At 71.3% G+C, this 26,945-nt stretch carries 29 protein-coding genes and 3 tRNA genes; 18 read left to right on the plus strand and 14 right to left on the minus strand.

All coding sequences use genetic code 11. The features are described from left to right. Positions 1-162 precede the first annotated feature (162 nt). Positions 163-1,785 carry an FMN-binding glutamate synthase family protein gene (locus BGO22_RS00940; protein ID WP_070400290.1) on the minus strand — a complete coding sequence of 541 codons (1,623 nt, stop codon included), beginning with the start codon at positions 1,783-1,785 and terminating at the stop codon, positions 163-165. A 157-nt stretch (positions 1,786-1,942) separates the two neighbouring features. On the opposite strand from BGO22_RS00940, the gene BGO22_RS00945 reads away from it, so the two are divergent. Both BGO22_RS00945 and BGO22_RS00950 read left to right on the plus strand, forming a co-directional pair. After that, positions 1,943-2,146 (plus strand): hypothetical protein, encoded by a 204-nt coding sequence (locus BGO22_RS00945; RefSeq protein WP_070400291.1) that lies wholly within the window; start codon positions 1,943-1,945, stop codon positions 2,144-2,146. 97 nt (positions 2,147-2,243) lie between these two features. Further along, a complete protein-coding gene (locus tag BGO22_RS00950) occupies positions 2,244-3,038 on the plus strand; it encodes a UPF0149 family protein (RefSeq protein ID WP_204743906.1) in 795 nt (264 codons plus the stop codon). Positions 3,039-3,079: 41 nt separating this feature from the next. Here BGO22_RS00950 and BGO22_RS00955 read toward each other — a convergent pair whose 3' ends face one another. From BGO22_RS00955 to BGO22_RS00980, 6 genes are all read right to left on the minus strand, one after another. Next, the gene (locus tag BGO22_RS00955; protein ID WP_204743907.1) at positions 3,080-3,742 is read right to left on the minus strand and encodes a glutathione S-transferase; all 663 of its coding nucleotides are present in this window, start codon (positions 3,740-3,742) and stop codon (positions 3,080-3,082) included. Between the two features lie 2 nt (positions 3,743-3,744). Further along, the gene (locus BGO22_RS00960; RefSeq protein WP_070400293.1) at positions 3,745-4,161 is read right to left on the minus strand and encodes a DUF3597 domain-containing protein; all 417 of its coding nucleotides are present in this window, start codon (positions 4,159-4,161) and stop codon (positions 3,745-3,747) included. A gap of 104 nt (positions 4,162-4,265) precedes the next feature. After that, positions 4,266-5,408 (minus strand): DNA alkylation repair protein, encoded by a 1,143-nt coding sequence (locus BGO22_RS00965; RefSeq protein ID WP_286848369.1) that lies wholly within the window; start codon positions 5,406-5,408, stop codon positions 4,266-4,268. 18 nt (positions 5,409-5,426) lie between these two features. Then, complete coding sequence (locus BGO22_RS00970; protein WP_286848371.1) at positions 5,427-5,909, minus strand: CinA family protein; 483 nt, start codon at positions 5,907-5,909, stop codon at positions 5,427-5,429. A 2-nt stretch (positions 5,910-5,911) separates the two neighbouring features. After that, positions 5,912-6,418, minus strand: a complete 507-nt coding sequence (locus tag BGO22_RS00975) for a phosphatidylglycerophosphatase A family protein (RefSeq protein WP_070400296.1) — start codon at positions 6,416-6,418, stop codon at positions 5,912-5,914. 35 nt (positions 6,419-6,453) lie between these two features. Beyond that, positions 6,454-7,347, minus strand: a complete 894-nt coding sequence (locus BGO22_RS00980; protein ID WP_070400297.1) for a LysR family transcriptional regulator — start codon at positions 7,345-7,347, stop codon at positions 6,454-6,456. Positions 7,348-7,463: 116 nt separating this feature from the next. Here BGO22_RS00980 and BGO22_RS00985 point away from each other — a divergent pair, with 116 nt between their 5' ends. The 3 genes from BGO22_RS00985 to BGO22_RS00995 are packed head-to-tail and all read left to right on the plus strand — an operon-like array spanning position 7,464 to position 10,598. Then, positions 7,464-8,561, plus strand: a complete 1,098-nt coding sequence (locus tag BGO22_RS00985; RefSeq protein WP_286848376.1) for a Rieske 2Fe-2S domain-containing protein — start codon at positions 7,464-7,466, stop codon at positions 8,559-8,561. Positions 8,562-8,596: 35 nt separating this feature from the next. After that, positions 8,597-9,559 (plus strand): PDR/VanB family oxidoreductase, encoded by a 963-nt coding sequence (locus tag BGO22_RS00990; protein ID WP_286848378.1) that lies wholly within the window; start codon positions 8,597-8,599, stop codon positions 9,557-9,559. Positions 9,560-9,605: 46 nt separating this feature from the next. After that, positions 9,606-10,598 (plus strand): Bug family tripartite tricarboxylate transporter substrate binding protein, encoded by a 993-nt coding sequence (locus BGO22_RS00995; RefSeq protein WP_286848379.1) that lies wholly within the window; start codon positions 9,606-9,608, stop codon positions 10,596-10,598. Between the two features lie 30 nt (positions 10,599-10,628). Here BGO22_RS00995 and BGO22_RS01000 read toward each other — a convergent pair whose 3' ends face one another. The 5 genes from BGO22_RS01000 to apaG form a co-directional block, all read right to left on the minus strand. Next, positions 10,629-11,267, minus strand: coding sequence for a hypothetical protein (locus BGO22_RS01000; protein WP_286848381.1), 639 nt, complete (start codon positions 11,265-11,267; stop codon positions 10,629-10,631). Between the two features lie 13 nt (positions 11,268-11,280). Continuing rightward, positions 11,281-11,853: a hypothetical protein gene (locus BGO22_RS01005; protein ID WP_286848383.1), complete on the minus strand. Its 573-nt coding sequence runs from the start codon at positions 11,851-11,853 to the stop codon at positions 11,281-11,283. Positions 11,854-12,201: 348 nt separating this feature from the next. Beyond that, the gene (gene thiL / locus BGO22_RS01010; RefSeq protein ID WP_286848385.1) at positions 12,202-13,170 is read right to left on the minus strand and encodes a thiamine-phosphate kinase; all 969 of its coding nucleotides are present in this window, start codon (positions 13,168-13,170) and stop codon (positions 12,202-12,204) included. Then, a complete protein-coding gene (tlpB, locus tag BGO22_RS01015; RefSeq protein ID WP_286848386.1) occupies positions 13,163-15,157 on the minus strand; it encodes a transporter-like protein TlpB in 1,995 nt (664 codons plus the stop codon). Before tlpB ends, thiL begins: the two co-directional genes overlap by 8 nt. A gap of 23 nt (positions 15,158-15,180) precedes the next feature. Next, positions 15,181-15,579 carry a Co2+/Mg2+ efflux facilitator ApaG/CorD gene (apaG, locus tag BGO22_RS01020; RefSeq protein WP_070400333.1) on the minus strand — a complete coding sequence of 133 codons (399 nt, stop codon included), beginning with the start codon at positions 15,577-15,579 and terminating at the stop codon, positions 15,181-15,183. A 166-nt stretch (positions 15,580-15,745) separates the two neighbouring features. Between apaG and rpe the strand changes: the two genes are divergently transcribed. Then, positions 15,746-16,423, plus strand: coding sequence for a ribulose-phosphate 3-epimerase (gene rpe, locus BGO22_RS01025; RefSeq protein WP_286848388.1), 678 nt, complete (start codon positions 15,746-15,748; stop codon positions 16,421-16,423). Further along, a complete protein-coding gene (locus tag BGO22_RS01030; RefSeq protein ID WP_502686419.1) occupies positions 16,423-17,175 on the plus strand; it encodes a phosphoglycolate phosphatase in 753 nt (250 codons plus the stop codon). Before rpe ends, BGO22_RS01030 begins: the two co-directional genes overlap by 1 nt. Before the next feature lies 1 nt (position 17,176). Here BGO22_RS01030 and BGO22_RS01035 read toward each other — a convergent pair whose 3' ends face one another. Together BGO22_RS01035 and BGO22_RS01040 are read right to left on the minus strand one after the other, a co-directional pair. Further along, positions 17,177-18,298: an ABC transporter substrate-binding protein gene (locus tag BGO22_RS01035; RefSeq protein WP_070400305.1), complete on the minus strand. Its 1,122-nt coding sequence runs from the start codon at positions 18,296-18,298 to the stop codon at positions 17,177-17,179. Positions 18,299-18,404: 106 nt separating this feature from the next. After that, positions 18,405-19,013, minus strand: a complete 609-nt coding sequence (locus tag BGO22_RS01040; protein WP_070400306.1) for a chalcone isomerase family protein — start codon at positions 19,011-19,013, stop codon at positions 18,405-18,407. A gap of 395 nt (positions 19,014-19,408) precedes the next feature. On the opposite strand from BGO22_RS01040, the gene trpE reads away from it, so the two are divergent. The 11 genes from trpE to BGO22_RS01095 all read left to right on the plus strand — a co-directional run. Beyond that, entirely contained in the window at positions 19,409-20,908 is a 1,500-nt protein-coding gene (gene trpE / locus BGO22_RS01045) for an anthranilate synthase component I (protein ID WP_204743916.1), read from the plus strand. 101 nt (positions 20,909-21,009) lie between these two features. Next, on the plus strand, positions 21,010-21,582 hold the full coding sequence (locus BGO22_RS01050; RefSeq protein ID WP_070400308.1) for an anthranilate synthase component II: 573 nt from the start codon (positions 21,010-21,012) through the stop codon (positions 21,580-21,582). After that, entirely contained in the window at positions 21,579-22,655 is a 1,077-nt protein-coding gene (gene ltaE / locus BGO22_RS01055; RefSeq protein WP_070400309.1) for a low-specificity L-threonine aldolase, read from the plus strand. Before BGO22_RS01050 ends, ltaE begins: the two co-directional genes overlap by 4 nt. Before the next feature lie 14 nt (positions 22,656-22,669). Further along, positions 22,670-23,317 (plus strand): LysE family translocator, encoded by a 648-nt coding sequence (locus tag BGO22_RS01060; protein WP_286848393.1) that lies wholly within the window; start codon positions 22,670-22,672, stop codon positions 23,315-23,317. A gap of 11 nt (positions 23,318-23,328) precedes the next feature. Continuing rightward, the gene (gene trpD, locus BGO22_RS01065; protein WP_070400311.1) at positions 23,329-24,375 is read left to right on the plus strand and encodes an anthranilate phosphoribosyltransferase; all 1,047 of its coding nucleotides are present in this window, start codon (positions 23,329-23,331) and stop codon (positions 24,373-24,375) included. 10 nt (positions 24,376-24,385) lie between these two features. Beyond that, entirely contained in the window at positions 24,386-25,186 is an 801-nt protein-coding gene (gene trpC / locus BGO22_RS01070; protein ID WP_286848394.1) for an indole-3-glycerol phosphate synthase TrpC, read from the plus strand. Next, on the plus strand, positions 25,183-25,872 hold the full coding sequence (locus BGO22_RS01075; protein ID WP_286848396.1) for a uracil-DNA glycosylase: 690 nt from the start codon (positions 25,183-25,185) through the stop codon (positions 25,870-25,872). The genes trpC and BGO22_RS01075 overlap by 4 nt, the downstream gene beginning before the upstream one ends. 63 nt (positions 25,873-25,935) lie before the next feature. Next, positions 25,936-26,021: transfer RNA gene (locus BGO22_RS01080), tRNA-Tyr, on the plus strand. Positions 26,022-26,051: 30 nt separating this feature from the next. Further along, positions 26,052-26,125, plus strand: a tRNA-Gly gene (locus tag BGO22_RS01085). Positions 26,126-26,183: 58 nt separating this feature from the next. Continuing rightward, positions 26,184-26,258, plus strand: a tRNA-Thr gene (locus BGO22_RS01090). A gap of 47 nt (positions 26,259-26,305) precedes the next feature. Continuing rightward, the coding region (locus BGO22_RS01095) for a GTP-binding protein (protein WP_286848397.1) at positions 26,306-26,945 on the plus strand (640 nt) is incomplete at its 3' end.

Below are 26,945 nucleotides of genomic sequence, written 5' to 3' on the forward strand. Positions count from 1 at the left end.
CCGTCAGCGCGAAGCCGTCAGCGCGAAGCCGTCAGCGCGAAGCCGTCAGCGCGAAGCCGGCGAGCGAAGCCGGCGAGCGAAGTCACCCAGAGAAACTGCCGCGTGCAGCCATCAGCGCAAGGCCGCCGGTGCGAAGCCGGCCGTGGAGGCAGACCAGCCGGCTCAAGCCTGAGCGAAGGTGTCGGCCCGCGCCCGCCGCCACCAGGTGGTGAACACCGCGTGCTCCCCTTGCGCGTCGTCGTCCAGCAGCGCACCCGGCGAGGTGGTGGGCAGCAGGTGGGCCAGCAGGCGCACCTCGTTGTCGCTCACGCGGCGCACCAGGTGGTGCGCGCTGATCTCGCCCGGGTGCTGCAGGCCGGCGGCCTGAACCAGCTCCTTCAAGGCCTTGAGCGTGTTCTGGTGGAAGCGCCACACCCGCTCGGCCTTGTCGGGCACCACCAAGGCCTGCTGGCGCACCGGGTCCTGCGTGCTCACGCCCGTGGGGCAATGGCCGGTGTGGCAGGTCTGCGCCTGCAGGCAGCCCAGCGCGAACATGAAGCCGCGCGCGCTGTTGCACCAGTCGGCGCCGATGGCCAGCGCGCGCGCGATGTCGAAGGCGCTCACCACCTTGCCCGCGCAGCCGATGCGGATGCGATCGCGCAGGTTCACGCCCACCAGGGTGTTGTGCACCAGGCGAAGGCCCTCCTGCAGCGGCGCGCCGACGTGGTCGGTGAACTCCAGCGGCGCCGCGCCGGTGCCGCCCTCGGCGCCGTCGACCACGATGAAATCGGGCGTGACGCCGCTCTGACGCATGGCCTTGACGATCGCGAACCACTCCCAGGGGTGGCCGATGCACAGCTTGAAGCCCACCGGCTTGCCGCCAGAGAGCGCGCGCAGCTTCTGGATGAAGGCCATCAGCTCCAGCGGCGTGGAAAAGGCGCTGTGCGCGGCCGGCGAGATGCAATCCACCGCCTCGGGCACGCCGCGCGCGGCGGCGATCTCGGCCGTCACCTTGGCGCCCGGCAGCACGCCGCCGTGGCCGGGCTTGGCGCCCTGGCTCAGCTTGATCTCCACCATCTTCACCTGCGGGTCGAGCGCGTTCGCGCTGAAGCGCTCCTCGCTGAAGCGGCCCTCGTCGTCGCGGCAGCCGAAATAGCCCGAACCGATCTCCCAGATCAGGTCGCCGCCGTGCAGGCGGTGCCAGGCGGAGATGGAGCCCTCGCCCGTGTCGTGCGCGAAGCCGCCGCGCTGCGCGCCCGCGTTGAGGGCCTGGATGGCGTTGGCCGAGAGCGCGCCGAAGCTCATGGCCGAGATGTTGAACACGCTGGCCTCGTAGGGCTGGGTGCAGTCGGGCCCGCCGATGCGCACGCGGAAATCGTGGGTGGGCAGGCTGGTCGGCGCGATCGAGTGGTTGATCCACTCGTGGCCGTTGCTCAGCATGTCGAGCTGGCTGCCGAAGGGGCGCTTGTCGGTCTCGCCCTTGGCGCGCGCATACACCAGGCTGCGCTGCGCACGCGAGAAGGGTTGGGCCTCGGTGTCGCTTTCCAGAAAGTACTGGCGGATCTCGGGCCGCACGAACTCCAGCATGAAGCGCAGGTGACCGATCACCGGGTAGTTGCGCAGCACCGAGCTGCGCGTCTGGCGCAGGTCCCACAGGCCCACCAGCGTGAGCGCGCCGAACAGCAGGAACCAGACGCCGCCGACGCCGAAGGCGACCAGGGCGAACAGGCTCAGCAGGGCGACGAAGGCGCACAGGCCCAGGGCCGTGTAGCGCACGGGATAGAGAGCGTTGAGTCGGTCAAGCATCGGCGTTCGTCGTCTGGTCGAAGGGGGAAAAATCCTGCGTCTGCATTATTGGGGCGTGTTTTGAACAAGCGAACAATGACTTGAATCCCCACACCGCACGCGCCCAGGCAGGCGACGCGGGGTCGGTGTCCCAGGGCCTGCCGCGAAGGATGTCGCCATGTTCCCGATCATGATGGACGAGCCCGATTCGATGACGGTCGCCCCCAGCGTGTGGCAAACCCTGCAGAACGCCTGGCGCAGCGTGTACGAGGCCCCTGCGCCCGCCACGCACCTGGAGCCGGCGGAGCGGCCGCCGACGCCCAGCGCGCTGGCCTCGCTGGCCATGGGCACGGTGGACCCGTCGGGCCAGACGCACCACTGACACGGCGTGAGGGCGCCCCCCACGGGGCCCGCGCCGCGCCCGGCGGCGCGGTGGGCGGCACTACACTGGCGGCCCTTTCCCGCCCGAGCGCCTCCCGATGACCCCCGACAGCGACAGCCCCCTGCAAGCCAGCGATTTCGACGAACTCGACGCCATCCTCGTCGACCTCGCCTCGCGCGACGACGCGGTGCCGCCCTGGGAATTCCTGGAAGGCGCCATGGCCGCCCTGATCTGCACCCGCCGGCCCATCGAGGCGAGCGAATGGATGCCCGCGCTGCTGGGCACCGGCCCGCTGCCCACGGTGCCGCACGGCGACGGCACCCACTTTCCCAGCACCGACCGTTACGAGCGTTTCATGGTGCTGTGGGCCCGCCGCGAGGCCGAGGTGCGCGCCGCCCTGCTGGCCGACGTGAACAGCCTGGCGGACGAGCGCAGCTACCACCCCGAGCTGGTGGACCTGCGCGGTGCCGTGGCCGCCATGCCCGAGGCCGAGCGGCCCAACACCGACGGCGAACCCCTGCCCGCGTTCGGCCAGGCCTGGGCTGAGGGCTTCCTGGCCGTGGTGGAACTCTGGGAAGACGATTGGGTACCGCCGCGCGACAAGGAAACCGCCGGCTGGATCCACGACGCGCTCGACACCATCGCCGCCGTGGCCGAAGACGACCGCGGCACGCCCGAGCTGAACCTGCACGAGGAAGAGGCGCCGCCCAGCGTGAGCCAGGCCCGCCTGGACGAACTGGACGCCGCCATCTGGGCCGTCTACGAGCTGCGCCGCATCTGGGCCAGCCTGGGCCCGCGCAGCGAGCCGGTGCGCCAGGCCGCCACGCCCGGTCGCAACGACCCTTGCCCCTGCGGCAGCGGCAAGAAGTACAAGAAGTGCCACGGGGCCTGAGGCCCGCGGCGAGCGGGGCCGCAAGGACCCGTGCGGCCGTGTCAGCCCAGGACCTCGAACGGTCCGCCCTTGTCGATCGCGCGGCGGTAGGCCGGACGGTCGTGGATGCGGCGCAGCCAGTCCATCAGGCGCGGGCGTGAGGCGTTGAGCCCGCCGCGCGCGGTGGCGGCCTCCACCGGAAAGCTCATCTGCACGTCGGCGGCGCTGAAGGACTGGCCGGCGAACCAGGGGCTGCCGGCCAGCTCGGCTTCCAGGAAGTCCAGGTGCTGCGTGAGGTTGGGCGTGATGAAGCGCGCCTTCACCATCGCCGAGATGGCCTTGGCCACCGGCCGCACGAGCAGCGGCGCCTTCTCCACCCGGTCGAACACCAGCTTGAGCAGCAGCGGCGGCATCAACGAGCCTTCGGCGTAGTGCATCCAGTAGCGGTAGCGCAGGAACTCCGGCGTGCCGGGCTCGGGCCGCAGCCGCGGCCCGTGGCGCTCCACCAGGGTTTCCAGGATCGCGCCCGATTCGGCCAGCACCAGCGCGCCATCCACCACCACCGGTGACTTGCCCAGCGGGTGCACCCGCTTGAGCTCGGGCGGCGCGAGCAGGGTCTTGGGGTCGCGCTCGTAGCGCACGATCTCGTAGGGCAGGCCCAGCTCCTCCAGGAGCCAGAGCACGCGCTGCGAGCGCGAGTGGTTGAGGTGGTGGACGCGGATCATGCTCAGTCGAGCAGTTCCTTGGGCACGTTGCCGCCGTTGGCGGCGATGTGGGCGAGCACGTTCTTGTGCAGCCAGACGTTCATCTTGGCCGAGTCGTTCATGAACTCGTCGGGGCAGTAGAGCTCCTTGGCCAGTTCCTTGCGCGCCTGCAGGCTGCTGTCCATGTCGAGCAGCTTGAGCAGGTCGACGATGGAGGTGCGCCAGTTGAGCTTCTGCGGGTTGGCCGCCGCGCGCTTTTCCATCTGGGCGACCACGTCCACCATCGCGATGGGGTTGACCACGGCCGGCGCGGGCGCGGCGGCGGCCGGGGCCGGGCTGGGCGCCGCCACCGGGGCGGGCGCTGGCGCGGCGGCGGGCGGCGTGGCGGCCTGGGCGGTGGACAGTCCGAGCTTGTCGAGGATGGTGCTGAAGAATCCCATGGCGGTCTCCTGAGGTCGTTGGTCGGCCGGCCAGTATAGGAGGGGGGTATGACGACGGGGCGTCCATCGCCCCTTTCGAGGGGGCGCCATGGCCCCGGGCCGGCTCAGGACCGCAGATCGAAGGCCGCCTCGGCCACGCCCACGCCGTTCACCCGCAACTCGACGCGGTGGCGGCCTGGGTAGAGTCGGCGCGTCGTCACCTCGCGCAGCGAATGCGCCTTGTCGAGCTCACGCGATTCGCCGGGCGCGAGCTCGATCTTCCAGCCCTTGAAAACCTTGGGCGACGCCGACCCATTGGCCTTGACGTGGTGCACCGCGTAGTCGACCACCAGGGTCTGCGGGCCGCGCGCGAGCGAACGCAGCCGGGCCTGCAGGCGCACCTGGCCGCCCACCGCCACCGCCGCGGGGGCGATGCGCAGCGTGGCCTCGCCGTCGAAGCCATGGCTCAGGCCCCAGGCGGCGAGCGTGGGCGCGTGGCCGGCCTTGATGAGCCCGCGGCTGGCGTGGCGCAGCAGGGCCTCGCGCGCCGCATCGGCGCCCACGCGGTGCTCGCGCACCCAGTCGGCCACGCGTTCGGGGTGGTCCTTGGCGATGTCGTTGAGGTGGTTGGCCACGCTGCGGCGCACATAGGCGCTGGTGTCGTTCTGCAGCGCGCGCAGCAGCGGCAGCGTGGGCGCGGGGTCGGCCACCAGGGCCTGCAGGCGCAGGCCCCAGGGCAGGCGCGGGCGGCTGCCTTCGCTCACCAGCCGGCGCACGTGGGCGCTGGCGTCGCCGGTCCAGCGCGACAGCAGCGGGAACACGAGCCCGGGGCGCTGCGCGATGAAGGGGCGGATGGCGAACTCGGCCGTGAAGCGCTGCGTGAGCTCACGCAGGCAGAGCAGGGCGCGCTCGGGCTCGTCCAGGCCGGCGCGCGCCACCCATTCGCCCGCGCCCCACAGCGCCCAGCCGCCCACGCCCTGCGGTGGCAAGCCTTGCAGTCCCACGGGCTCGCCGTCGGTGTCCAGCGCCAGCGGCGGCGCGAGCGCGGCCTCCAGCACGCCGCAGGCGCGGTCGAAGTCGGTGGGCAGGGTGGCCTGCAGCGCGTCGGCCAGGCGGTGCGCGCGGGCCTTGAACTCCAGGCCATCCTGGCCATCGAGCGCGATGGCCGAGAAGCGCTCGGCGTCGAAGCCGCGCCAGGCGCGGCGCAGGTGGCGCGCGGTGTGCGCCACGGTGTCGGGGTTGATGAGCAGCTTGAAGGCTTCGGCCATGCGCGGGTCCTGGGGGTGTCAATCCAGCCGCTGCAGCAGGCCGGCCAGGGCGTGCCGCACGGCCTGCGCGCGCACGGCGGCGCGGTCGCCGTCGAAGCGGCGGTGCTCGCTGGCCACGCCGGCCGGCGTGCACCAGCCGAACCACACGGTGCCCACGGGCTTGTCCGCGCTGCCGCCCGTGGGACCGGCGACGCCGGTGACCGCGAGCGCGCAGCGCGCCGCCGAATGGGCCACCGCGCCCGCGGCCATGGCGCGCGCCACGGGCTCGCTCACCGCGCCGTGCGCGGCGATGAGCGCGGCGGGCACGCCCAGCGAGTCGGTCTTGGCGGCGTTGGAGTAGGTGACGAAGCCGCGCTCGAACCAGTCGCTGGAGCCGCTGAGTTCGGTGCACGCGGCGGCGATCAGGCCACCGGTGCAGCTTTCGGCGCTGGCCATCATGGCGCCGCGCGCGCGCAGGCGGGCGGCCAGTGCGGTGACGAGGTCGAGCGTCGCGGCGTCCATGCTCAGAAGCGCCAGAGCGCGATGACCAGCAGCGTGCACAGCGCGGCCGCGAAGTCGTCGAGCAGGATGCCGAAACCGCCGCGCGGGCCGAAGCCCTTGAAGGCTTGGTCGGCCCAGGCCATGGGGCCCAGCTTCACGGCGTCGAAGAAGCGGAACAGCGCGAAGGCCACGAGCTGCGCCCAGAAACCGGCGGGCGCGATCAGCCAGAGCACGAGCCAGAAGGCCACCACCTCGTCCCACACGATGTGGCCCGAATCGGCCACGCCCAGGTGCCGCGCGGTGACGGTGCAGGCCCACCAGCCCAGCAGCGTGGCCGCGGCGAGCAGCAGGCCCCAGCTGCTGTGCGGCAGCAGGGGTTCCAGCACCAGCCAGACGACCCAGGCCCACAGCGTGCCCGAGGTGCCCGGTGCCAGCCGCGACAGGCCCGCGCCCGCGCCCAGGGCGATGAAGTGGGCGGGGTGGGCGAAGAGGAAGCGCCAGGTCGGGCGGGCGGGGGCGTCGGAGGGCATCGGTCGATGATAGGTGGGCGGCGCGTCCAGGCGGTTCAGCCCGCGCTGCCGCGCGCTTCGTCTTCCAGCGCGTCCAGGAAGACCCGCACCTTGGACGGCACCAGCCGCCGGCCGGGCAGCAGGGCGTAGATGCGCAGCGGCTCGCAGGTCCATTCGGGCAGCAGGCGCACCAGCGCGCCGCTGGCAACGGCCTGTTCGCAGAAGGTGGCCGTGATGCGCGCCACGCCGAGCCCGGCCTTGGCGCTGGCCAGGCGCAGGCTGGCGTTGCCGCTGCGCATGCGCGGGGTGCGCATGTCCACCTGCACCGGCTCGCCGCCGGGCCCCTGGAAGCTCCAGAGGGCGTCGTCGTTGCCGGCCAGCAGAGGCAGGTCGTTGAGGTCCTGCGGCGACTTCAGCGCGGGGTGCTCGCGCACCAGCTCGGGCGAAGCGAAGAGGCCGCGCTCCAGCGAGTACACGCGCCGCGTCACCACGGTGGCGGGCGCGAAGCTGTGTTCGATGGCGGAGAACACGATGTCGTAGTGGCGCTCGAACAGCGCCACGCGTGCGTGCTCCACGTCGAGGTGGACCTTGAGTTCGGGGTGCGCCTTCATCACCGCGCAGGACACGCTGGCCAGGTGGTGCGCGCCGAACTCGTAGGGCGCGGCCACGCGCAGGGTGCCCTGCACCTGCGAGCTCTTGGTGACGGCCTCGGCGGCGAACTCGCGCAGCTGGGCCAGCGGTTTGGCAATCTCTCGGTAGAGCGCCTCGCCTTCATCGGTGAGGCGCAGCTGGCGCGTGGTGCGCTCCAGCAGCCGCGCGCCGATCTGCGCCTCCAGCCGCGTCACCGAGGCGCTGAGGCTGGACTTGGGGCGGTCGGTGGCCCGCGCCGCGGCCGTGAATCCGCCGTGGTCCACGACCTGGCAGAAAGCGTCGAAATCTTCCCAATGCATTGTTCAGGTTCGCGAACACAGAAGCCAGGGCAGCCTGTTTATCGCCAGCCGCCCGCTGCCTAGGATTCTCACCCATCGACAACGCATGACGCACCGCTGGTGCATGGAGAGACAGGGTGTTCCTGAAGAACTGCTGGTACGTGGCCGCCTGGGACCACGAATTGATCGACGGCAAGATGCTGGCGCGCACCATCCTGGAAGAAGCGGTGCTGCTCTACCAGTCCGAAAGCGGCAAGGTGGTGGCGCTGCAGGACCGCTGCTGCCACCGCGGCGTTCCGCTGCACCTGGGTCGCCGCGAGGGCGACTGCGTGCGTTGCATGTACCACGGCCTGAAGTTCGACGCCTCGGGCAAGTGCATCCAGATCCCCGGCCAGGAGGTGGTGCCACCCAAGCTGGGCGTCAAGAGCTACCCCGTGGTGCTGCGCGACCACCTGGTCTGGATCTGGATGGGCGACCCGGCCCAGGCCGACCCCGGCGACATCATCGACTTCCCCTACCTGCGCGACCCGCAATGGAAAGGGGTGCCCGACTACCTGCACTACGAGGCCAACTGGCTGCTCATCGTCGACAACCTCAGCGACTTCGCGCACCTGGCTTTCGTGCACACCAAGACCCTGGGCGGCTCGGAGGAGTACGCCTACGTGACCAAGCCGGTGGCCATCGAGCGCCTGCCGCGCGGCTTCCGGGTGGAGCGCTGGCACATGAACGCGGCGCCGCCCCCGTTCCACCGCAAGGTGCTGCCCGCCGCCGAGAAGGACCTGCCGGTCGACCGCCGCAACATCGGCCACATGCACGTGCCGGGCATCTTCTTCCTGGAGTCCATGTTCTCGCCGGCCGGCAGCGGCTCGGAAACCGGCAACCGGGAGGGCAGCCGCGAGTATCGCAACTGCCAGTTCATGACGCCGGAGACCCGGCGCACCACGCACTTCTTCTGGACCTACCTGAACAACTTCGAGGGTGAGGACGCCAATGTCTCGCGCTCGCTGCACCAGAGCCTGATCGAAGGCTTCATGGAGGACAAGCACCTCATCGAGGCGCAGCAGAAGGTGCTGGACGCGGACCCGGGCTTTCGCATGCTGGCCGTCGCGGCCGACGCGCCGCTGTCGCACTTCCGCTGGACCTTCGACAAGCTGGTGGCCGAGGAACGCGCCGCCGAGAGCGCGGTGGCCGTGCGGATGGCCGCCCCGGCCGCGGGTGCGGGACAGCCCGCGTGACGGGGCCGGTGGTGGACGCGGCGAAGGGCCCCGCGATGGCCCAGGCGCCGGGCGAGCTGAGCCTGCGCATCGCCGACATGGGCGCCGAGGCGCGCGACGTGCTGCGGCTCGAGCTGGTGGACCCGCGGGGCGGCGACCTGCCGGTGTTCGAGCCCGGCGCGCACCTCGACGTGCACCTGCCCAACGGCCTGGTGCGCCAGTACTCGCTGGCCAACGACGCGCGCGAGCGGCACCGCTACGTGATCGGCGTCGGGCGCGCCGCGCCCGGGCGCGGCGGCTCGGCCTGCGTGCACACCGAGTTGCGGCCCGGCATGGCGCTGCGCTGCGGCGCGCCCGTCAACCACTTTCCGCTGGTGCCCGATGCGCCGCGCTACCTGTTCATCGCGGGCGGTATCGGCATCACGCCCATCCTGTCCATGGTCCGCTGGTGCGAGGCCGCGGGTCGGCCCTGGCGCCTGGTGTACGCGGCGCGCAACCGCTCGCGGCTGGCCTTCTACGAGGACCTCGCACCCTTCGGTGGCAAGGTGCAATGGCACTGCGACGACGAGGCCGGCGGCCCGCTGCCGGCGGCGCGCCTGGTGGCCGAGGCCGGTGCCGGCACGCACATCTACTGCTGCGGCCCGGCCCCGCTGATGGAGGCCGTGCGCGACGCGCCCGGGGCGGTGCCGGCGGCGGCGCGGCACTTCGAGTGGTTCGCCGCGCCGCAGCGGTTCGAGCCCGACGCCGCGGCGGGGGGCTTCTGGGTCGAGCTGCGGCGCAGCCAGCGGCGCTTTCACGTGCCGCCCGAGCGCAGCATCCTGGAGGTGCTGGAGGCCAACGGCCTGTCGATTCCTTTCTCTTGCCGCGAGGGCCTGTGCGGCACCTGCGAGACCGCCGTGTGCGAGGGCGAGCCCGAGCACCGCGACTACGTCTATCCCGAGTCCGAGCGGCCCGGGCTGCGCCGCCTGCTGGTCTGCGTGTCGCGTTCGCGCACGCCCGGGCTGGTGCTCGACCTTTGAGCGGCTTCCATTTCCCCCACCACCACGACAAAAAGGAGACATCCCCATGAGCGTTTCACGCCGCCGTTTCTGCCAGGCCAGCGCCACAGGGTTGGCGATGGCCGCCTGGCTGCCGTCCCTGCAGGCCCAGACCCCGACGCCGGAGACGGCCAAGATCCTGATCGGCTTCGCGCCGGGCGGCACCATCGACCTCGTGGGGCGCCGCGTCGCCGAGAAGCTGCACCCGGGTTACGCGAAGGCGGTGGTCGTCGAGAACCGCACCGGCGCGGGCGGGCAAATCGCCGTGCAGGCGGTGAAGAACGCCGCACCCGACGGCGCCACGGTGCTGCTGACCCCCGCCTCGCCCCTGGGCCTGCACCCGCACACCTTCCGCCGCCTGCCCTACGACCCGGTGCGCGACGTGGTGCCCGTGTCGGCCGCGGCGGCCTTCGACTACGCGCTGGCGGTCGGCCCCCAGGTACCGGTCAGCGTGAAGAGCGTGCCCGAGTTCCTGGCCTGGTGCCGGGCCCACCCGGCCAGCGCCAATTTCGGCTCGGCCGGTACGGGCTCAGCGGCCCACTTCATCGGCGCCTCGCTGGGCAAGACCGGCCAGGCGGATCTGCGCCACGTGGCCTTTCGTGGCTCGCAGCCCGCCATCACCGACCTCATCGGTGGCCAGATCGCCGCCGTGGTCGGCCCCACCGGCGAGTTCATGTCCAACGTGAAGGCTGGCAAGTGCCGGCTGCTGGCCACCAGCGGCCCGCAGCGCGGCCGCTTCACGCCCGACACGCCCACGCTGGCGGAGCAGGGCATCGCCGACCTGAAGTACCTGGGCTGGTTCGGCTTCTACCTGCCCGCCGCCGCGCCGGCCGACACCGTGCAGCGCCTCAACGCCGGGGTGCGCCAGGCGCTGGCCGCGCCCGACGTGGTCGACGGGCTGGCCTCGCTGTACATGGAGCCCTTCCCCAACAGCCCGGCGCAGCTGGCCACGCTGCTGCGCGAGGAGTCGGCCTTCTGGGCCCGCCTGGTCCAGCAGATCGGCTTCACGCCGGAGGCGTGAAGCGGCCTTCGGGCCCGCCGGGACGCGACCTCAATGCGGTGCCGCGCCGTCGCCCGAACGGGCGGCCGTGCTCCAGCGGCGCAGCGCGTCGCCCTGCTCCTGAATGGCTTTGATCATGCGCGCGAGCACGTCCTGGGCGGCGCGTTTGGACGACAGCGAGAAATCGCTTTTGAATTCGTCGAACTCCGCGCGGCCTTCACCCTGCACACGAACGGTGGTCAGGGTGCGCGCGCCGCTGGTGTCGCGGAACGCGAATTCGAGCGAGATCGTGAAGATCGTCGGCGGCCAGGTGAACAGGCTCGGCGAGTAGGAGGTTGTGGTGATGGTCGGCGTGACGACGATGGTGGCGGGGTCGGTGCCGATGCGCGGATCCTGAGGGCCGTTGGCCAGGCGGGTGGTGGTGAACACCTCGCCCAGCACGATGTACATGCCGGTCTGCAGGTCCTTGTAGGGCTTGTAGCTGACCTTGTCGCCGCCGCCGCCCGGCGAGACCACCTCCTGCGACAGCTGTGCGTCCGTGACCATGAGGACCACGGGGCGGTCGATCTTGTTCGCACCCCCTTGTCCGACGAGCTGGGTGGGCTCGGGCACGAGCTGGATGGGGTGGGCGCAGCCCCCGAGCACGAGCGCAAGGGCGAGGGTGGCAAGGGCCAGCAGACGGGATCGCATGGTCGAAAGTCCTTTACTTCAGGGCCGCAACGAACAGGGGATCGGCCCACAGCGTGCCGATCAGTTGCTGCACCAGCACCGGGTATTGCTGTTGCGCGCGTGGGATGGCGATGGCGCCGACGAAGGACGAGTCCCAGCTCGCGTCGGCGCGCTTGACGGCCTCGTAGCGCGTCTGCCCCGCGTGCTTCACGACGAAGCTGGCTTCGATGTAGCCGCTGTTGGTCGAAAAGCCGCCGGCCGCGATGTCGTTGCCCAGCAGCCGACCGCTGATTTCAAGCCGGGACTGGGGGTCAAGCTTTCCCGCGAGCCGCAACTCGGTCCGCAGGGCCTCGGCGAGGTAGGCGGCGTAGTTGCCGCCCACGGGCGAGGCCATCGTGTTGCCGCGCAGGCTGATGCTCTCGGCACCGGTGGCGCCGGGCTTGATGGTGAAGCTGCCCACCGTGGCCGGCTGGATGCCGCTGTTGCGCGCCCGCTCGACGGCGTCGGCGCTGGGTGAGTAGGCGGGGGCCTGGATGGCGCAGCCGTACAGCAGGGCCGCCAGCAGCACGAGCACGAGGGACGACAGGCGAGGCAGGGTGAATGTCATGGCAAGGCCTTGGGGTTGGGGAACAACGGGAGAGGGGCAGCGTGCGCGTCGCGCCGTCTCCACGCGCAAGGGGGAGACGGGCTCAGTGAGGACGCTGGCGCAGCCGGTGCATACGAGGCCGGCGGCAAGGGTCGGCAGGGCGCGGGGGCGCCGGGTGCTGGCGGGCACGGGTGTCTCCTCCTGGCGCGGACCGGTGAATGGCTCTGAACGGCTTTCGGTCGGGGCGGTCGCGCGGCGGGCGGATCGTAGGCGACATCGGCGCGTTTGCGCGGGCCGCGGGGGCGCGCTGTTGGGCCGATTCGACACTGTCTGACGCGGGCGTGACAGACCCCACGCCGGCGCCGGCGCTCAGGCGTCGGCGAAATGGTCGAAGCCGCGCGCGCGGATGGCCAGGTCGCGGCCCTGCGCATCGAGCACCCGCCACCCCGGCGCTGCCCGCAGGCGCCCGATGCGCGTGACCGCCACGCCGGCACCGGCGCCTGCCGCCAGCACGGCCGCGTGGGCCGAAGGGTCGGCGGTGAACAGCAGCTCGTAATCGTCGCCGCCGGCGAGCAGGCAGTCCAGGCGGTGCGCCTCATCCAGATCGCGCAAGGCCGGTGCCACTGGCAGCGCGGCAGCATCGATCTCCGCGCCCAGGCCGCTGGCCTGCAGGATGTGGTCGAGGTCGCCGAGCAGGCCGTCGCTGAGGTCCAGCGCGGCGCGCACGCCCTCGGTGGCGGCCAGGGCCTGGCCCAGCGCCAGGCGCGGCGTGGGGCGGTCCATGCGGTCCTGCACCGCGGCCAGCTCGCCGCGCGCCCAGGTCTCGCCGCGCCGCAGGGCCAGGGCCAGGCGGGCCTCGCCGGTGCGCCCGCTGAGCCAGAGCTCGTCGCCCGCCCGCGCGGCGTCGCGGCGCAGCGCGCGCCCGGGCCGCACCTCGCCGAACACGGTGAGGCTGAGCGTGAGCGGGCCGCGCGTGGTGTCGCCGCCCACCAGCGGGCAGTGGTGCGCGTCGGCCAGCGCGAACAGGCCGCGCGCGAAGGGCGCGAGCCAGGCCTCGTCGGCCGCCGGCAGGGCCAGCGCCAGCGTGAAGCCCAGTGGGCGCGCGCCCATGGCGGCCAGGTCCGACAGGTTGACCGCCAGCGCCTTGTGGCCCAGGGCCTCGGGCTCGGCGCCGGCGAAGAAGTGGCGGCCTTCGACCAGCATGTCGGTGCTGACGGCGAGCTGGTGGCCGGGCGTGGGCTGCAGCAGGGCGCAGTCGTCGCCCACGCCCAGCACCACGGGGCCGCCGGCCGGCGCGGCGCGCGCGAAGTGGCGCGCGATCAGCTCGAACTCACCCATGCGCGGAAGGCTCGGCGGCTTCGTCGTCCGGGCCCGGGCGCTCGCGCGGCGGCAGCAGGAAGCTCAGCGGCGCGGAGCGCAGGCGCCGGCGCATGGCTTGGCGGATCAGCTGGCGGTTGCCGGTGCTGATGGCCTGCGCGCGCAGCGCCAGGCGGAAGGCCAGGTAGAAGCTCACCGTGAGGTTGAGCGGGCCGACCACCAGCACGCCCGCCACGGCCCACCAGAAGGCCGGTTCGCGCAGCACCTCCAGGCCCAGCGAGAAGCCGGCGGCCGCCAGTTGGCCGGCCGAGAGGGTGACGTGGCGCACGTCCAGGCCCAGGCCGAAGAACTGCGCGAACACCGGCACCAGGCCCAGCATGAAGCCCAGCGACACGTTGGCCGCCAGGCCCGAAACGTTGGCGCGCGCGAAGCCGGCCCAGCGCGCGGCGCGCGTGCGGCCCAGCACACGCGTGAAGCGCGGGTTGTGGGCGATGGCGGAGTCCAGCTTGTGGAAGACGAACCAGTTCTCCACCCAGCCCGCGATGATGCTGCTGGCGAACAGCAGCACGCCGGTGAAGGCGGCGAACAGCGCGGTGGGGCCGAGCAGGCGCAGCTCGTGCAGCACGTGGCGGGCCTTGTCGGCGTCGATCATGGCCTCGCCGCCCAGGAACCACAGCAGCGAGCTGATCAGCAGCACCGTGGGCACCACCATGCCGACGTTGCCCAGGATGGCCGCGATCTGCGAGCGGAACAGGTTGGCCACCTCGTCGACGAAGCGGCGCACCGCGCCCGTGGCCTTGATGTCGCGCAGCTTGGCCACCATGGCCGGCGCGGTCACGGCGGGCTGCTTGGTCGCCACCGTCCATTGCAGCAGCATGATCAGCACGAAGCAGGCCGCGTAGTTGAAGCCGGCCGCGAAGCCGCCCCAGAAGGCCGACAGCCCCACGCCGTAGAGCGCGAACTTGATCCAGGTGGTGAAGCCCAGCACGAAGCCGCCGCCCGCGGCCTTGCCCAGCATTTCCTTGTACTCGGCGGCGTTGCGGGTGATGTAGTGCTCGCCACTTTCGGCGCTGCGCTCGGCCACCTTGGCGGCCGTGAGGTGCGAGCTGGCGGCGATGAGGGCGCGCACGCTGCGGTTCTCGATGCCGACCTGCACCAGGTCGGCCAGCAGGGCGGCGTTGGCGCGGCCGGGCTGGGCGGCCAGCAGGCAGTCCAGCAGCTGCTTGATGCGCACGATGCGCTCGCGCAGCTGGCGCAGGCGGAACACGATGCCCACCGATACGCCGTGCTCTTCCAGGTGCTGGTAGACGGTGTAGGCCGCGTGCCGGCAGGCGTCGAGCTGGCCGCGCAGGCGCTCGGCGGCCTGCTCGGCCTCGGCGCTGCGCGGGCCGTGCACGCGCAACTCGCGGCGCAGCGCCTCGAACACGCCGGGCAGTTCGTGGAAGGGGCGCTCGGCCTGCGCCTCGGCCGACATGCGGATGCGGATCTCGGAGGCGAAGCCGGTGGCGCTGACCTGGCTGGTGCAGAAGGTCAGCGCGTCCAGCAGCGACTGATTCCACACATCGGTGCCGCGCTCGGGCGTGAGCGCGGCCAGCCGCTCCAGCGTGGCCGTGTCCAGCGCCTTGATCCAGCGCACGTCGAAGGGCGAGGGCAGCAGCAGCGAGAACAGCTCGGCCAGGTCGCGCGTCTCGGGCGTGCCGGGCAGCAGCTTGCGGCGCAGGCGGTGGCCGAGTTCGCTCAGGAAGGCGGTGCGCGGCGCGAAGCCGAAGTCGGCCAGCAGCGGGGTGATGTCGACGCCGGCCACGAAGGCGCGCAGCCAGGCGTGCCAGCGCTCGCGCAGCGCCGGGTCGGCCTCCAGCGCGCCGACGAACAGGCGCACGCGCGAGAGGGCGGCGGCCACGTCGATGGCGTCGCCACGCACCCAGGCCAGCGCGTCGGCCAGCCAGAGGTGGCGCTGCGCCAGCGGCGCCTCGGGCGCCATCGTGTCGAGGAGCTGTTGCAGGTCCATGCGGGCCGGGGGCGTGGGGGGCTTCAGTGCAGCACGCGCGTGGCCTGCGCGCCACCGGCGCCGCCCGCGCGCAGTTCGAACTCGGGCACCGCGGCCTCGAAGCGCTCGCCGTCCTCGGCCACGCAGAAGAAGCTGCCGCGCATGGCGCCGGTGGGCGTGCGCAGGCGGGTGCCGCTGGTGTACTGGAAGGACTCGCCCGGGCGCAGCAGCGGCTGGTGCCCCACCACGCCCAGGCCCTTCACCTCTTCGGTGTGGCCGTGCGCGTCCTCGATGATCCAGTGCCGCGAGATGAGCTGCGCGGGCGCCTCGCCGTGGTTGGTGATGGTGATGGTGTACGCGAAGGCGTAGAGCTCTTCCTCGGGCGCGGACTGCTCGCTCAGGTACTGAGGCTCGGCCTCGCAGGTGAAGAGGTACTTGGGCATGGGCGGCATGTTACCTGTGGGCCGCGCGCGCCGCCGGGGCAGAGCCCCCACGCTGCGCACTTCGTGTCGTCGCTGCCCCCCATGGGGGCGCAGGCCTCCCTGGGAGGCGGCCCGGCGGGAGGCCTGAGACAATGACGGGTTCCGATTCCGCCGCCCAACGCCCGCCATGACCACGTACCGCATCGCCCCCTCCATCCTCTCCGCCGACTTCGCCCGCCTGGGCGAGGAGGTGCGCCAGGTGGTCGCCGCTGGCGCCGACTGGATCCACTTCGACGTGATGGACAACCACTACGTGCCCAACCTCACCTTCGGGCCCATGGTGTGCCAGGCCCTCAAGCCGCACGCGAAGACGCCCGACGGCACACCGGTGCCCATCGACGTGCACCTGATGGTGCAGCCGGTGGACGCGCTGGCCCAGGCCTTCGCCGACGCCGGCGCCGACCTCATCAGCTTCCACCCCGATGCGAGCATCCACGCCCACCGCAGCGTGCAGGCCATCAAGGCGCGCGGCGTCAAGGCCGGGCTCACCTTCAACCCCGCGGCCTCGCTGGACGTGCTGGACTGGCTGATCGACGACATCGACCTGATCCTGATCATGAGCGTCAACCCCGGTTTCGGCGGCCAGGGCTTCATCGACTCGGCACTGCGCAAGGTCGAGGACGCGCGCCGGCGCATCGAGGCCAGCGGCAAGGACATCCGCCTGGAGGTGGACGGCGGCATCAAGCCCGACAACATCCGGCGCGTGGCCGACGCCGGCGCCGACACCTTCGTGGCCGGCAGCGCGATCTTCGGCAAGCCCGACTACCGGGCCGTGATCGAGCAGATGCGGGCCGCGCTGGCGTGATGCGCGGTATCCGCGCGCGGCCGGGCGCCGGGCCGCTCCCCAGCCCAGCCGGCCCCCCCGAGGGGCAGCCATCCGCGCAGCGGTGGAGCGTGGGGGCACTGATCGTCGACCTCGACGGCACGATGGTCGACACCCTCGGCGACTTCGACGCCGCGCTCAACGCCACCCTGCGCGAGCTCGGCCGCCCGGCCGTGGCCCGCGCCGACATTCAGCGCATGGTGGGCAAGGGCTCGATGCACCTGATCCGCGCCGCGCTGCGGCACGGTGGGCTGGACGAGGCCGGCGCGCAGGCGCGGCTGGACGAGGCCTGGGCCAGCTACCAGCGGCACTACGCCGTCGCCAACGGCGCGCACAGCACCGTCTACCCCGGCGTGGTGGAGGGCCTGCAGGCCCTGCGCGGGCGCGGCCTGGCGCTGGCCTGCGTCACCAACAAGCCGCTGGCCTTCGCGCGCGATCTGCTGCACGCCAAGGGCCTGGCGCCGTTCTTCGCGCAGGTCTTCGGCGGCGACAGCTTTGCGCGCAGCAAGCCCGACCCGCTGCCCTTGATCGAAACCTGCCGTGCGCTGGCGGTGGCGCCCGCGCGCACGCTGATGGTGGGCGATTCGCAGAACGACGCCCTGGCCGCGCGTGCGGCGGGCTGCCCGGTGGTGCTGGTGAGCTACGGCTACAACCACGGCGAGCCGGTGCGCGACGTGGACGCCGACGCCTACCTCGACCGGCTCGACGAGCTGCCGGCGCACCTGCTGCCCTAGATCAGTAGAGCAGCCGGCCCTCGGCGGTGGCCACGCCGATGTCGACCCACTGGCTGCCCTCGTTGCCCTTGCTGAAATCCACGCGGAAGCCGCCGAGGTCGAGTTCGCCCATGCGGCGCAGGGCCTCGGCCAGGCCGGTGGGGGTGAGCGGGCGGGCGCGGCGCGCGGCCTCGGAGAAGACCTGGGCCGTCACATAACCTTCGAGGTGGAACGGGGTGTAGGTCTTCACCTCGGGGTGCGAGCGCTGCATCGCCGCGCGGAAGGCGCGCTGCAGCGGCGAGGTCACGCCGTTCGGGTTGGGGAAGGTCTGGGCGATGCCCACGCCGCGCGCGCCCGCGCCGGCCAGGGCCTTGAGCGCCGGTGCCGGCAGGTAGGACAGCGAGAACAGCTGCTGCGAGACGCCCGCCGCGCGCAGCGCGGCGATGCTCTGGCCCATGAACTTGGGCGAGCCGATGACCATGGCCGAATGCGGGTTGCGCGAGGCGATGGCCTGCGCGGCCTTGGTGATGTCGGCCAGCTCCGTGCCCGACTCGGCGCCGATGATCTCCAGCCCCGTGCCCTGCGCGGCCGCCTTGGCCGAGGCCAGGCCGGACGAGCCGATCGGGATGTTCTGGTACAGCACGCCCATGGACTGCACGTTCAGCGCGCGCGCATGCGACACGATCTTGCGGATCTGCTGGTCGTCGCCGGCGCGGATGTGGAACAGCTTGGGGTGGCCGGGGTCGCGCAGCACGGCGGCGCCGGGCACGGCGTTGATGACCACGAGGTCCGTGCTGTCCAGCAGCTTGCTGTCCAGCATCTGCTTGAGCGTGGCCGAGCCCAGGGGCGTCAGCAAGGCCAGGGGCTTGCGCGGCATGGCCTCGGCCAGGCGGGCCTTGAAGCCGTCGAAGGTGTAGGTGTCGTCCAGCCGCAGCAGCTCCACCTTGCGGCCGGCGATGCCGCCCTTGCCGTTGAGGTCGTTGAAGGCGGCCGAGGCCCCTTCGTGCAGCTCCTTGGCGTCCGGCGCCGGCAGCACGGTGAACGGGCCGATGTGGGCGACGACCAGGTCGCTGGATTCCTGGGCCCGCGCGATCAGCGGGACGGCGCCAATGGCGGCGGCTTGGAGGACGTGACGGCGGCGCATGGGTCTCGGTGACGGGGTGGAACGAAGGAAACCCCGTACCGTACCCAGGATGCCGCCGCCCGTCGCGCGGCGAGGCCGTTTCGGGGGATGGCCGGCGCTCAGCCCGTTATGGGCGGTTGCCGGTGCGGGCTTTGCCCAACAGCGCGTCCTTGAGTTGCCAGTCGGCCGGCTTGGGGCCGAGCCAGATGCGCAGCAGCGCGTCGAAGAACTCCGGCTCCTTGAAGGGCTCGCCCTCGATCTGCCCGCGCACGGTCAGCACCGCGCCCGTGCCCGGCACCCAGTCCACGGTGAAGGTGTCGCCCTTGTTGAGCTTCTTGTGGGTGGCGAAGATCTGGCTCATGCGCATCACGCCGGGGATGAGCTTGGAGAAGGCCGCGCGGTCCATGTTGTCCTCCATGCCGCGCGAGAACAGCTTGCCCAGCTCGGCCGCGTCGATGTCGCGCAGCATGGTGATGCCGATGCGCTTGGGGCCCATGCTGGCCAGCACGCTTTCGGGCGTGTCGGCCTTGGCCGTGAGGTACAGGCCCGCCGTGTAGACCTGGAACACCGCCTTGTAGCGCACGCCCGCGCCATTGAGCACCAGGGGCTTGCCGGCCACGGTGATGCGGTCTTCCAGCGGCACGCCGGCCACGTCGACGGTGGCGGCCCAGGCCGCGAAGCCGCTGCAGAACAGGGCGCCGGCCAGGGCCAGCGCGCGCCAGGGAAGGGTCCGCATCGGGTGCATCCCAAAAAGTGAACGGTCGTTCGATTTTTGGAATTGTCCCCGCGCCGTCGGCCCCGGTCCAGCGGGTAAGGCTCTAGAACGAAAGCTTGGCGGCGTGATCCGCCGCACGCTCTATGGGCCCGTCGCGGGGCTTTGATATAGTGCGCTCACCATGTTTCGTCCCTGCACGCTCACCCACGGCTCGCTGCCGCGCCTCTTCGGCGGGGGAGCCTGGCCCTGGCGCAAGCCAGCCTGAACGTGCACCCCTCCCCCCGCGGGGACCGGCCGGGCGCCTGAGCGCCGCCGCTCCCCGCAGCGCCTCCCGGCAGCCCGCCTGCCGGACCGATGGAACCCCCCGGCCGCCACCCCCCACCGCTTCGCGGCGGCCCCGGACGGATGGAACGAACATGATCACCGAACTGGAATTCAAGAGCCTGGCCCAGCAGGGCTACAACCGCATCCCGCTGATGCTCGAGGCCTTTGCCGACCTCGAAACGCCGCTCTCCCTCTACCTCAAGCTGGCCCACGGCCGTGGCGATGGCCGCCACAGCTTCCTGCTCGAGTCGGTGGTGGGCGGCGAGCGCTTCGGGCGCTACAGCTTCATCGGCCTGCCCGCGCGCACCCTGCTGCGCGCCAGCGGCTTCGGCGCTGCGGCCAAAACCGAGGTGGTGCGCGACGGCGAGGTGGTCGAGACTGCGCACGGCAACCCGCTGGACTTCATCGCCGCCTACCAGCAGCGCTTCAAGGTGGCGCTGCGCCCCGGCCTGCCGCGCTTTTGCGGCGGCCTGGCTGGCTACTTCGGCTACGACGCGGTGCGCTACGTCGAGAAGAAGCTGGAAGCCGGATGCCCGCCCGACACCCTGGGCTGCCCCGACATCCTGCTGCTGCAGTGCGAGGAACTGGCGGTCATCGACAACCTCTCGGGCAAGCTCTACCTCATCGTCTACGCCGACCCGGGCCAGCCCGAGGCCTACAGCGGCGCCAAGAAGCGCCTGCGCGAACTGAAGGAAGCGCTCAAGTACTCGGTGAGCGCGCCGCAGGTCAAGCCCACCCAGCACCACCCGGCCGAGCGCGGCTTCGCCAAGGCCGACTACCTGGCGGCGGTGGAGCGCGCCAAGGGCCTCATCGCGGCGGGCGACTTCATGCAGGTGCAGGTGGGCCAGCGCATCCAGAAGCGATACACCGAGTCGCCGCTGTCGCTCTACCGCGCGCTGCGCTCACTCAATCCCTCGCCTTACATGTACTACTACCACTTCGGTGACTTCCAGGTGGTGGGGGCGAGCCCCGAGATCCTGGTGCGCCAGGAGCACACCGAGGACGGCCAGAAGATCACCATCCGCCCCCTGGCCGGCACGCGCCCGCGCGGCGCCACGCCCGAGAAGGACAAGGCCACCGAAACCGAACTGGTCAGCGATCCCAAGGAGCGCGCCGAACACGTCATGCTGATCGACCTGGCGCGCAACGACATCGGTCGCATCGCCAAGACCGGCAGCGTCAAGGTCACCGAGGCCTTCGCGGTGGAGCGCTACAGCCACGTCATGCACATCGTGAGCAACGTCGAGGGCATCCTGAACGAGGGCATGACCAACATGGACGTGCTCAAGGCCACGTTCCCGGCCGGCACGCTCACGGGCGCGCCCAAGGTGCATGCCATGGAACTCATCGATCAGCTGGAGCCGGTCAAGCGCGGCATCTACGGCGGCGCCTGCGGCTACCTCAGCTACGCCGGCGACATGGACGTGGCCATCGCCATCCGCACCGCCATCGTCAAGGACCAGGTGCTGTACGTGCAGGCCGCGGCCGGCGTGGTTGCCGACTCGGTGCCCGAGATGGAGTGGAGAGAAACCGAACACAAGGCGCGCGCGCTGCTGCGCGCCGCCGAACTGGTGGAGGAGGGGCTGGAATGAGCGCGATCATGAACGACGCCGGGCCGTCCCAAGGCGTTCAAGCCCCCTTGGGGGGCGGCGACCCCCGCCCAGCGGGGGAGCGTGGGGGCTTTCGTGTCCTGATGGTGGACAACTACGACTCCTTCACCTTCAACATCGTGCAGTACCTGGGCGAGCTGGGCGCCGAGGTCGAGGTGGTGCGCAACGACGAGGTCACGCTCGATGAGCTGCAGGCGCGGCTCGACGGCGGTCGCATGGACCGGCTGGTGATCTCGCCCGGCCCCTGCTCGCCGGCCGAGGCCGGCATCTCGGTGCCCGCCATCCGCCACTTCGCGGGCCGCCTGCCCATCCTGGGCGTGTGCCTGGGACACCAGAGCATCGGCGCGGCCTTCGGCGGCACCATCGTGCGGGCCAAGGAACTGATGCATGGCAAGACCAGCGAGATCAGCACCACCCAGCGCGGCGTGTTCGCCGGCCTGCCCGAACGCTTCACCGTCAACCGCTACCACTCGCTGGCGATCCGCCGCGAGGACTGCCCGGCCGAGCTCGAGGTCACGGCCTGGACCGACGACGGCGAGATCATGGGCGTGAAGCACCGCACGCTGGCGATCGAGGGCGTGCAGTTCCACCCCGAGAGCATCCTCACCGAGCATGGGCACGCGATGCTCAAGAACTTCCTGGAGCAAGCGCCATGAACACCGTCGATCTCCGCAGCGACACCGTCACGCAGCCCACGCCCGCCATGCGCGAGGCCATGATGGCCGCGCCCCTGGGCGACGACGTGTTCGGCGACGACCCCTCGGTCAACGCGCTGCAGGAGAAGATCGCCGCGCTCACCGGCAAGGAGGCCGCGCTGTTCATGAGCAGCGGCACACAGAGCAACCTGTGCGGGATGATGGCCCACTGCGGCCGCGGCGACGAGTACATCGTGGGCCAGAACGCGCACACCTACCGCTACGAGGGCGGCGGCGCGGCGGTGCTGGGCAGCATCCAGCCGCAGCCGCTGGCGCAGGACCCGCAAGGCCTCATGAACCCGGCCGACGTGCGGGCCGCCATCAAGCCGGACGACCCGCACTTCGCGCGCACGCGGCTGCTGTGCCTGGAGAACACCTGGAACGGGCACCCCATGCCGGCGGCCTATCTGGACGAGATGGCCGAGCTGGCGCGCGACCACGGGCTGGCCCTGCACCTCGACGGCGCGCGCGTGTTCAACGCGGCGGTGGCCGACGCCGGACCGGGCGGCGACGTGGTCGCGGCGCTGCGCGCCATCACCGGCCGCTTCGATAGCGTCTCGGTGTGCTTCAGCAAGGGCCTGGGCGCGCCCGTGGGCTCGGCGCTGTGCGGGCCGCGCGAGCTGATCGAGCGCGCGCGCCGCTGGCGCAAGATGGTGGGCGGTGGCCTGCGCCAGGCGGGCCTGCTCGCGGCGGCGGCTTCGCACGCGCTGGACCACCACGTGAACCGCCTCGCCGACGACCACGCGCTCGCGCAGCGGCTGGCGCAGGGCCTGGCGGCCATCGAAGGCCTCACGGTGCGCTCGGCGCAGACCAACATCGTCTTCGTCGACGTCGCGAACGGCCGCGGCCCCGACCTGCTCGCCCACCTGGAGCGCCAGGGCGTGCTGGCCACCGGCCTGATCGGCCTGCGCTTCGTGACCCACCTGGGCGTGGACGCGGCGGGCATCGAGCGGGCGCTGGCCGCCGTGCGCGGCTTCTTCGGCCAGGCCCCTTCGGGCCAGGCGCCGCGCCCGAGCGGCACCGCGGTTTACTGAACCGGAGCGAAGCCATGCCCGACCTGCCGCAATTGCTCCTGTTCGTCGCGGCCGGCTGGCTGCTCAACCTCACGCCCGGGCCGGACGTGCTCTACATCGTGAGCCACGGCCTGCGCGGCGGCGCGCGCGCCGGCATGGTGGCCGCGCTGGGCATCGTCGGCGGCTGTTTCGTTCACGTGTTCGCGGCCGCCGCCGGCCTGAGCGCACTGCTCGCCACCTCGGCCACGGCCTTCACGGTGGTCAAGTGGATCGGCGCGGCCTATCTGCTGTGGATGGGCGTGAAGCTGCTGTTCTCGCGCTCCGGCCGCCTGAACCTGGCCGATGGCCCGCCGCCCGAGACCGACCTGTGGGCGGTGTGGCGCCGCGGTTTCCTGACCAACGTGCTCAACCCCAAGGTCGCGCTGTTCTTCCTGGCCTTCGTGCCGCAGTTCATCCGGCCCGACGCGGCGCACCCGGCGTTGAGCTTCCTGCTGCTGGGCGTGCTGTTCAACCTCAACTCCCTGCCCATCAACCTGGGCTACGCCTGGCTGGCCGCCTGGGCCGCGCGGCGCCTGCACACGCTGCAGCGCGCCATGGGCTGGATGGACCGCGCCGCGGGCGCTCTGTTCATCGGCTTCGGCCTGCGCCTGGCCTTCACCGACCACCCTTCTTCCCGCGCCTGAGGAGACGCCACATGCAACGCATCCACCACATCACGCCGCAAGAGGCACTGCAGCGCACCATCGAGCACCGCGAGATCTTCCACGACGAGATGCTGCACCTCATGCGGCTCATCATGAGCGGCGAGATGTCGCCGGTGATGATGGCCGCGCTCATCACCGGCCTGCGCGTGAAGAAGGAAACCATCGGCGAGATCACCGCCGCCGCGCAGGTGATGCGCGAGTTCTCCACCAAGGTGCACGTGGCCGACAAGACCCACCTGGTCGACATCGTCGGCACGGGCGGCGACGGCTCGCACACCTTCAACATCTCCACCTGCAGCATGTTCGTGGCCGCCGCCGCCGGCGCGCGCGTCAGCAAGCACGGCGGGCGCAGCGTCTCCAGCAAGAGTGGCAGCGCCGACGTGCTGGAAAGCCTGGGCGTCAACATCAACCTCACGCCCGAGCAGATCGCGCGCTGCATCGAACAGGTGGGCGTGGGCTTCATGTTCGCGCCCAACCACCACCCGGCGATGAAGAACGTCGGACCGGTGCGGCGCGAACTTGGCATCAAGACCATCTTCAACATCCTGGGCCCGCTCACCAACCCGGCGTCGGCGCCGAACATCCTGATGGGCGTGTTCCACCCCGACCTCGTAGGCATTCAGGTGCGCGCGCTGCAGCGCCTGGGCGCCGAGCACGCGGTGGTGGTCTATGGCCGCGACGGCATGGATGAGGTGTCTCTGGGCGCGGCCACCATGGTCGGCGAGCTCAAGAACGGCGAGATCGTGGAATACGAGATCCATCCCGAGGACTTCGGCCTGACCATGGCCAGCAACCGCGCGCTGCGCGTGGAGACGCCGGAGGCCTCGCGGGCCATGCTGCTGGGCGTGCTCGAGCGCCGCGACGACCCGGCCTTCAAGGCCGCGAGCGAGATCGTGGTGCTCAATGCGGGCGTGGCGCTGTACGCGGCCAACGTGGTGGCGGACGTGGAGGCGGGCATCGCGCTGGCGCGGCGCACGCTGGATTCGGGCGCGGCGCTGGCCAAGCTCGAGCAGCTCAAGGCCTTCGCGGCCGCGTGAAGGGGCGGGCATGAGCGACATCCTCGACAAGATCGTGGCGGTCAAGCACCAGGAGGTGGCGGCCGCGAAGAAGAAAAGGCCGCTGGAGGCCATGCGCGCCGATGCCGAAAGCCGCGTGCTCACGCGCGACTTCGTCGGCGCCTTGCGCACCAAGGTCGCCGCCGGCCAGGCCGCGGTGATCGCCGAGGTCAAGAAAGCCAGCCCCAGCAAGGGCGTGCTGCGCGAAGACTTCATCCCGGCCGACATCGCACAGAGCTACGCCGAAGGCGATGGCGCCATCGGCGCGGCCTGCCTGTCGGTGCTGACCGACCGCCAGTTTTTCCAGGGCTCGGCCGACTACCTCAAGCAGGCGCGCGCGAGCTGCGCGCTGCCCGTTCTGCGCAAGGACTTCATGGTCGACCCGTACCAGGTCTACGAAGCGCGCGCCATGGGCGCCGACGCCATCCTGCTCATCGCGGCCTGCCTGGACGACGCGCGCATGGCCGAGCTCGAGGCCATCGCGATGGGGCTGGACATGGCCGTGCTCGTCGAAGTGCACGACCGCGAGGAGCTGCACCGCGCGCTCAAGCTCCGCACGCCGCTGCTGGGCATCAACAACCGCAACCTAAAGACCTTCGAGGTGTCGCTGCAGACCACGCTCGGCCTGTTGCCCGAGGTGCCCGCCGATAAGCTGCTGATCACCGAGTCGGGCATCCTCTCGCGCGCCGACGTGCAGACCATGCGCGCGGCGGGCGTGAACGCCTTCCTGGTCGGCGAAGCCTTCATGCGGGCGCCGGAGCCGGGCCTGGCGCTGGCCGAGCTGTTTGCATGAGGCTGCACAACGCCGACTTCGCCCACTGGCCGGTCGCGCCCGGCTGGGCGCCCGTGGTGGACGCCTTCGCCGCCTCGCCGGCCGGCGAGGCGCTCTCGGCCTTTCTGCGCGCGCGGCTGGCCGCCGGCGCCACCATCTACCCGCCTGAGCCGCTGCGCGCGCTCGCGTTTACCCCGCCCGATGCGGTGCGCGTGGTGATCTTGGGGCAGGACCCATACCACGGCCCGGGCCAGGCGGAGGGCCTGGCCTTTTCTGTCGCCCCGGGCGTGAAATGGCCGCCGAGCCTGCGCAATATCTTCCTGGAGCGCCAGCACGACCTGGGCCTGCCGCCGCCCCTGAACGGCTCCCTGGTCGGCTGGGCCGAGCAAGGTGTGCTGCTGCTCAACACCAGCCTAACGGTCGAGGACGGTGCTCCAGCCAGCCATGCTGGTCGCGGTTGGGAAGTGCTCACTGACGCCATAATCCGCCACGTGGGGGCATCAATGGACCCGAAGGCCTTCTTGTTGTGGGGAGGGCACGCCCAGAAGAAAGCGGCCTTGATCGATGCCCGGCACCACCTGCTGCAGGCCAACCACCCGTCACCCTTGTCGGCCCGGCGCGGTCCGGTGCCTTTTCTGGGGTGCGGGCATTTCGGCGCCGTCAACGCCTGGCTGGCCAGCCAGGGCGCCGCGCCGATCCAGTGGTGAAGTCCCATCCGGGGTCACTGGGCGGCGGCCATATTTCCATGGCATAATCGTCGGCTGCGCTACGGAGGGGTGCCCGAGTGGCTAAAGGGGGCAGACTGTAAATCTGTTGGCTTACGCCTACGCTGGTTCGAATCCAGCCTCCTCCACCAAAGCGCGACCGATGTGGCATGCCAGCCCGGGCGGGAGTAGTTCAATGGTAGAACCCCAGCCTTCCAAGCTGATGACGCGGGTTCGATTCCCGTCTCCCGCTCCATGTCCTGTCGGTGGTGGGTGAAAGTATTCCAGGCGACGGCCTTGCCGCCGGCGCCTTGGCCCATGTGGCTCAGTGGTAGAGCACTCCCTTGGTAAGGGAGAGGTCGCGGGTCCGATTCCCGCCATGGGCACCAGTTGCTTGATTGGGTGTTTCGGCAATTTCGTTTTTGGAGCTGAAGAAATGGCTAAGGAAAAATTCGAGCGGACCAAGCCGCACGTGAACGTTGGCACGATCGGGCACGTGGACCACGGCAAGACGACGCTGACGGCGGCGATCACGACGGTGCTGGCGAGCAAGTTCGGCGGCGCGGCCAAGGCCTACGACCAGATCGACGCGGCTCCGGAAGAAAAGGCGCGCGGCATCACGATCAACACCGCGCACGTCGAGTACGAGACGGCCAATCGCCACTACGCGCACGTTGACTGCCCGGGCCACGCCGACTACGTCAAGAACATGATCACGGGTGCGGCCCAGATGGACGGCGCCATTCTGGTGTGCTCGGCCGCGGACGGCCCGATGCCCCAGACGCGCGAGCACATCCTGCTGGCGCGCCAGGTGGGCGTGCCCTACATCATCGTCTTCCTGAACAAGTGCGACATGGTCGACGACGCCGAGCTGCTCGAGCTGGTGGAGATGGAAGTGCGCGAGCTGCTGAGCAAGTACGACTTCCCTGGCGACGACACGCCCATCATCAAGGGCTCGGCCAAGCTGGCGCTCGAGGGCGACAAGGGCGATCTGGGCGAGCAGGCCATCATGCGCCTGGCCGAGGCGCTGGACAGCTACATCCCCACGCCCGAGCGCGCGGTGGACGGCGCCTTCC

Origin of the sequence: Hydrogenophaga sp. 70-12 (assembly GCF_001897365.1) — a bacterium.
Classification (GTDB): Bacteria; Pseudomonadota; Gammaproteobacteria; order Burkholderiales; family Burkholderiaceae_C; genus Hydrogenophaga; species Hydrogenophaga borbori.